6 protein-coding genes and 1 riboswitch are annotated in these 6,287 nt (G+C 45.0%); of the genes, 4 read left to right on the forward strand and 2 right to left on the reverse strand.

Going from position 1 to position 6,287, the window contains the following annotated elements:
• The first annotated feature begins 73 nt into the window (after window positions 1-73).
• Window positions 74-168: riboswitch (TPP riboswitch) on the forward strand.
• Both thiD and thiC read left to right on the forward strand, forming a co-directional pair.
• Entirely contained in the window at window positions 157-996 is an 840-nt protein-coding gene (thiD, locus tag OW491_RS09210) for a bifunctional hydroxymethylpyrimidine kinase/phosphomethylpyrimidine kinase (RefSeq protein WP_215152586.1), read from the forward strand. (Overlaps the previous riboswitch by 12 nt.)
• A gap of 25 nt (window positions 997-1,021) precedes the next feature.
• Window positions 1,022-2,899 carry a phosphomethylpyrimidine synthase ThiC gene (gene thiC, locus OW491_RS09215; RefSeq protein WP_075174216.1) on the forward strand — a complete coding sequence of 626 codons (1,878 nt, stop codon included), beginning with the start codon at window positions 1,022-1,024 and terminating at the stop codon, window positions 2,897-2,899.
• 30 nt (window positions 2,900-2,929) lie between these two features.
• Here the strand turns inward: thiC and OW491_RS09220 are convergent, their stop codons facing one another.
• Together OW491_RS09220 and OW491_RS09225 are read right to left on the reverse strand one after the other, a co-directional pair.
• A complete protein-coding gene (locus tag OW491_RS09220) occupies window positions 2,930-3,130 on the reverse strand; it encodes a zf-HC2 domain-containing protein (protein WP_075174215.1) in 201 nt (66 codons plus the stop codon).
• On the reverse strand, window positions 3,127-3,705 hold the full coding sequence (locus tag OW491_RS09225) for a sigma-70 family RNA polymerase sigma factor (protein ID WP_178967799.1): 579 nt from the start codon (window positions 3,703-3,705) through the stop codon (window positions 3,127-3,129). The genes OW491_RS09220 and OW491_RS09225 overlap by 4 nt, the downstream gene beginning before the upstream one ends.
• A gap of 154 nt (window positions 3,706-3,859) precedes the next feature.
• Here OW491_RS09225 and OW491_RS09230 point away from each other — a divergent pair, with 154 nt between their 5' ends.
• On the forward strand, window positions 3,860-5,431 hold the full coding sequence (locus tag OW491_RS09230; protein WP_075180305.1) for a PAS domain-containing methyl-accepting chemotaxis protein: 1,572 nt from the start codon (window positions 3,860-3,862) through the stop codon (window positions 5,429-5,431).
• Between the two features lie 67 nt (window positions 5,432-5,498).
• The gene (locus OW491_RS09235) at window positions 5,499-6,140 is read left to right on the forward strand and encodes an MBL fold metallo-hydrolase (protein ID WP_290035708.1); all 642 of its coding nucleotides are present in this window, start codon (window positions 5,499-5,501) and stop codon (window positions 6,138-6,140) included.
• Window positions 6,141-6,287: the final 147 nt, after the last annotated feature.

Consider the following 6,287-nt stretch of genomic DNA (forward strand, 5'->3'; position numbering starts at 1 on the left):
ATTCTTGAGTGATCATTCAATCGCTTGTTGTTCAGCAAATATAGACATAAAAAAGCGGACAACGTACACTTAATTTATCTTGTCGGGGTGCCTTATGTTGAGGCTGAGATGATACCCGCTGAACCTGATCCAGTTTGCACTGGCGTAGGAATCGAGATGAAATCATTTGCAATCCCAAATGTGCTGACCATCGCAGGCTCTGATAGCGGAGGTGGTGCAGGCATACAAGCTGACTTAAAAGCTTTCTCTGCGCTCGGTGTTTACGGAGCGTCAGTCATCACAGCGGTCACGGCGCAAAATACGCACACCGTTTCAGCAATTCACCCTATTCCTAATGACGTAATCGCCGCTCAAATCGATGCTGTGCTAACGGATATTGCTATTCATGCGATCAAGGTAGGTATGTTGGGCTCCGTTGATATCATAGAGACAGTGGCCCAGGCGCTGAGCCGTTATCCTACTATCCCCTTGGTCGTTGACCCTGTCATGATATCTAAAAGTGGGAGCGCGCTATTGCCTATGAATGCGGTAGCGGCGCTCAAGCAGCAGATCTTACCTCGCGCTTATCTTATCACGCCTAATTTACCCGAAGCTGCGGCTTTAGTTGGCCTTGATGAGCCCACCACTATTGATGGGATGTATGCGCTATTGCCGAAACTGCATGAGTTAGGGGCCAAGCATGTATTGCTAAAAGGTGGCCACTTGGAGGGAGATAATGATGCAATTGATCTTCTCTCGAATGGCAAGCATGTACAGGCTTATCGCGCCAAACGAATTAATACACAAAATACACACGGTACAGGTTGTACGCTCTCATCAGCAATTACTGCGCTGCTTGCTAAGCACTTAAGTTTAGACGCGGCTGTCTCACAGGCCAAAGTATATTTATCGGAATCTATAGCTGCTGCGGATCAGTTAGATGTAGGTAGTGGACATGGGCCTTTACACCATTTCGCGACGCTCTGGAATTCGACTTCTGACGTCAGAGAATATTAATAAACAGAATAATGACAGGATAGTTATGACAAATAATCGCCAGTTGAGCCAAAGTGCACAGGTTGATAATGCCTCTGTGCAGCCATTTCCTAAATCGCGCAAGGTGTATATCGAAGGTAGCCGTTCCGATATTCGAGTGCCCATGCGTGAAATTTCTTTAGATATAACACCCACAGCATTTGGTGGTGAACCGAACGAGCCTCTGTATGTTTATGATACCTCTGGGCCGTACACTGACCCAGAGGCGGAAATTGATATCCGCAAGGGCTTGGCACCCTTGCGAGAAAGCTGGATAGATGAGCGACAAGATACTGTTCTGCTTGATGGCTTGACGTCTGTTTATGGTCAAACCCGTGCAGCAGATTTACGTTTGGATGAATTAAGGTTTGAGCTGACTCGAAAGCCACGCCGAGCTAAAGAAGGCTGCAACGTTACGCAATTGCATTATGCGCGTAAAGGTATCATAACGCCGGAAATGGAATTCATTGCCATCCGTGAAAACATGAAGTTGGCTAAGAATAAAGTGGAGGGGCAAAGCGTTGCTCAACAGCATCCAGGCTTTAGTTTTGGTGCTAATTTGCCCGATGAAATTACGCCTGAATTTGTCCGCAAAGAGGTTGCCGAAGGCCGGGCGATTATTCCGTTAAATATCAACCACCCAGAATGTGAACCAATGATTATTGGCCGTAACTTCTTAGTGAAGATTAACGGTAATATTGGTAACTCCGCATTATCGTCATCTATTGAACAAGAAGTAGAAAAGATGACGTGGGGAACCCGTTGGGGTGCGGATACCATCATGGACTTATCCACAGGTAAAAATATCCATGAAACGAGGGAGTGGATATTACGTAATGCGCCTGTCCCTATCGGGACTGTACCTATCTACCAAGCGCTAGAGAAAGTGAATGGTGTTGCTGAAGATCTAAATTGGGAAGTGTTTCGCGACACGTTAATTGAGCAAGCCGAACAAGGTGTGGACTACTTTACTATCCACGCGGGTGTTTTGTTGCGTTACGTGCCTATGACGGCAAAGCGAATGACCGGGATTGTCTCGCGTGGTGGATCAATCATGGCTAAGTGGTGCTTAGCTCACCATGAAGAAAATTTCTTATACACGCACTTCGAAGATATCTGCGAAATATGTAAAGCTTACGATGTGTCCTTTTCATTAGGTGATGGTCTGCGTCCTGGGTCTGTGTATGATGCAAATGATGAAGCGCAATTTGCTGAGCTAGAGACGTTGGGTGAGCTGACCAAAATAGCTTGGAAGCACGATGTCCAAGTCATGATCGAAGGTCCTGGGCATGTGCCGATGCATATGATCAAAGAAAATATGGACAAGCAGCTAACCGAATGCCACGAAGCTCCTTTTTACACGTTAGGGCCTCTAACGACTGATATTGCTCCGGGATATGACCATATTACATCGGGGATAGGAGCAGCAATGATCGGTTGGTATGGCTGCGCTATGTTGTGTTACGTTACGCCTAAAGAGCACTTGGGGCTTCCTAATAAAGATGATGTTAAAACGGGCATTATCACTTATAAAATCGCGGCTCATGCAGCGGATTTAGCAAAAGGGCACCCTGGAGCGCAGATACGTGATAATGCGATGTCGAAAGCACGCTTCGAATTCCGCTGGGAAGATCAATTTAATATCGGTCTTGACCCTGATACTGCCAAAGCCTACCACGATGAGACTTTGCCTAAAGAATCTGCGAAGGTTGCACATTTCTGCTCGATGTGTGGACCAAAATTTTGTTCTATGAAAATATCACAAGAGGTTCGCGAGTTGGATGCGTCGCAGGTAGCGGCTATTAACGCGAAAGCAGAGCAGGGGATGCAAGAAAAGTCGGCGGAATTTAAAAGTACGGGTGCAGAGCTTTACCATAAGGTGTAGTGAATAGTTGGTGCTCGACAGCGACAAGGGTTACTCCTTGTCGCGACCCTTTAAATGAATGTCAGTAATTCGCTGGCTGCATAAGTCATGAATTGTCGTTAATTGATCGTTACACAGATTACAATTACCGCACATAAATAAGTGCATTCGCAAACTCATCTTCTCTAAAAGTGTTAATTGTGTATCTAATTGCTTAGACATAAGATAAGTCGCTTGGACGCATGACTTCATACGCTTTCTCCTGTTTTAAGAAACCAGCCGCGCTCCAAACAGCTTCTTAGTTTTAAACGAGCCCTGTGCAAAATTGTCCAGCAGTTTTGCTCAGAAATGCCCAAACTATCGCAAATCTCTTCTGTTTCCATTTCCATTAGCTCGCGCAAAGCGAAAACTCTAGCGGTGCTACTGGGTAAATGTAGTAGGCAAAAATCAAAAACTTCCCAAAAATGTGTACGTAGATGCAGCTCCTCGGGGTTATGCCATTGTTGTGGAGTATCGTCGGCATTCCAGTGAGCTTTTTTATTAAAAAAGGAGTCAATATCAACATCGTTTTCATCAGAAACAAAGCGCTCTTGTTCGCGTTTTTTCTGGCGAATATAGTCAATTAGCTTATATTTCAAAATGCTATAAACCCATGTTTCAAAAGCGGCTTTGCCTTCGTATTTTTCAATGCTCTCGATGGCCGCGATAATCGAGTCTTGAACGAGATCTTCTGCGTAATTCCGATCAGGGATTTGAAGCATCGTAAAGGTTACAAGCTTGGGGCGTAGTTCCGCCAGTTGTTGAGTGTAATCGCTAATCGAGGCCATGCATCTCTACTTTAAATGATTGTCTGAGCATTTTTGGGTCAGTATGAGTAATACGAACTATTATAGTCTAAGACAATATTAAAGATATTAGTTCGCACGCCGTTACAACAGACATTATTCAGTTTTGGTTCACATTCAATTGACAGGGATTTTTATGCCATCAGTCACCCTTACTGGGAGCGAAGTTACCTTTGCCGCCACGGATCAGCTTATTTCCACCACCGATATTCAAGGGCGTATCACTTATGCTAATGATGAGTTTGTAAAGATCAGTGGATACTCACACGATGAGCTGCTCGGAAGTCCTCACCGTATTGTGCGTCATCCCTTCATGCCTAAAGCAGCGTTCGAAAACATGTGGGCGATGCTTAAGCAGAACAAACCGTGGCGGGGCTTGGTTGTTAATAAATGTAAAAATGGTAATTACTATTGGGTTGATGCTTACGTTACTCCTGTGTATCAAAATGGAGAAAAAGTAGGCTATCAATCAGTTAGAGCGTTGCCGTCTGCTGCTCAAAAGCAAGACGCTATAAAAATGTATAACGCCCTCAATAATGGAAACAACCCTATTAAGCAATCAGTCATAAGCTCGACTCTATTCGCAACTGGACTGTTTGTGTTGCTCTCTTTAGTTTTGCTAGGAGCTTTGTTTGTAAAAGGAGAATGGTTGTTGGGATTGCTGTTGGCCTTTCTTCAGGGGGGCGGTCTTGCAGGGCTATATCTTGGTTATATAAAGCCTTTGAATGTGTTGGCTAACAAAGCAAAAGGCATATCGTCTAACGAAGTGATGCAGAAACTTTTTACCGGCAGGTTAGATAATATCGGGGCGGTTGAGTACGGTTTGCAGATGCAGACGGCAAGTACCAAAACCGTGCTAGGAAGATTGGGGGATTTTTGCGGAGAAATTGATCGGGTGGTAACTGCATCTGAGTCAATATCAATTGATTCGAAGCAAGGCGCTAATCGACAAAGTGAGGAGACAGATATGGTAGCAGTCTCTGTCGAGGAGCTAGCCGCTTCGGCTTTAGAAATATCCCAGAGCATGACGGCTACATCAGATGCTGTTCAGCAGGCTAACAATGAAGCTCTGGACGGGCGTAAACATCTAGAAGATATAATAGAAGCGATAAGCAGCATTTCCCAGCAAATGGAGCTGGCCGAGAAAGAAGCTCAAAACTTAAAGCAGCATACCGTAGAGATTGAGCATGTTATTGGGGTGATAACCGAAATTGCAGAGCAAACAAATTTGCTTGCGCTCAATGCGGCTATAGAGGCAGCGCGAGCGGGTGAGTATGGTCGGGGGTTTGCTGTAGTGGCTGATGAAGTAAGGACGTTGGCTACCCGAACAAAAGACTCCACTTCGGAAGTACGTACGACGGTAGAAAACATAGTTTCTTCTGTCGGGATGGTAGTAAGTAAGCTAGATCAAACTAAAGGTGTGGTTGAAAAAAGTCGCAGCGTGTCAGGAGCTGTAGGCCAAGTGTTTAGTTCCGTCACTGAAAGTATGGACGGTATATCAGGCCAAACCGTCAGTGTGGCCAGTGCAGCTGGCCAGCAAACTTCGGTTATTGAGGAAATACAAAAGAACGTAGAGTCGTTGCGCCAGCTCTCCCTGCATAATGCTGATTTGGGTGCTAAAAGCGAGTCGGCATCAAAAGAATTGCGAGCAGTAGAGAATCAGCTCTTATCTATGGTGAAGGCATTTAAAACTGAAGCTAACGATTGACGGTGGGTGATGGCAGTATTAATGAGCTCCTAGTATATAATAGCCTCAAGTTACTAGGAGCTTATGTATGAAATATCGAATCATTCCTGTTACGCCCTTTCAGCAAAATTGTACGTTATGGTGGTGTGAGGCTACCAAAAAAGCGGCAGTGGTAGACCCCGGTGGAGATATCGAAAAGATACTGCTGGCAATAGAAGAAGAGGGAGTGGTCCTAGAAAAAATTCTGCTGACCCATGGGCATATAGATCATGTAGGTGGAACAGGCGCATTAAAAGAGCAGCTAGGTCTGCCTATTGAAGGGCCGCACTACGATGACCTTTATTGGATTGAAGGGCTAAAGAAGCAAAGTTCAATGTTTGGTTTTCCTGCAGTTGAAAGCTTTACGCCAGATCGGTGGCTAACAGATGGTGAAGTGGTTCAAGTGGGGAATGAGCAATTATCGGTTTTACATTGTCCTGGCCACACGCCAGGGCATGTTGTGTTTTATCATCAGGCCTCTCAAGTAGCTCAGGTTGGCGATGTGATTTTTAATGGTTCAATCGGGCGCACAGACTTCCCTGGCGGGGATCATCCTACGCTTATCTCTTCAATAAAAGATAAGCTTTTTAGTTTAAGTGACGAAGTGGTTTTTATACCTGGGCATGGGCCAGTATCGACTTTGGGGTATGAGAAGAAAAATAACCCTTTTGTGTCGGATCACCGCGGTTAGCAGCTTGTGAAATTGCGGTGCAGAGGTTCTATGTGGGTCAAGTCTCTCTATTAATTTTAAAAAAATGAATAAAATTACGACTTGGCTGTTGACTCTAAATGGGGTGTCTGTAGAATGCGCACTCCTTGCTTAGGACGGCAGCGAAAG

The organism is Neptunomonas sp. CHC150 (assembly GCF_030397555.1).
Taxonomy (GTDB): domain Bacteria; phylum Pseudomonadota; class Gammaproteobacteria; order Pseudomonadales; family Balneatricaceae; genus Neptunomonas; species Neptunomonas phycophila.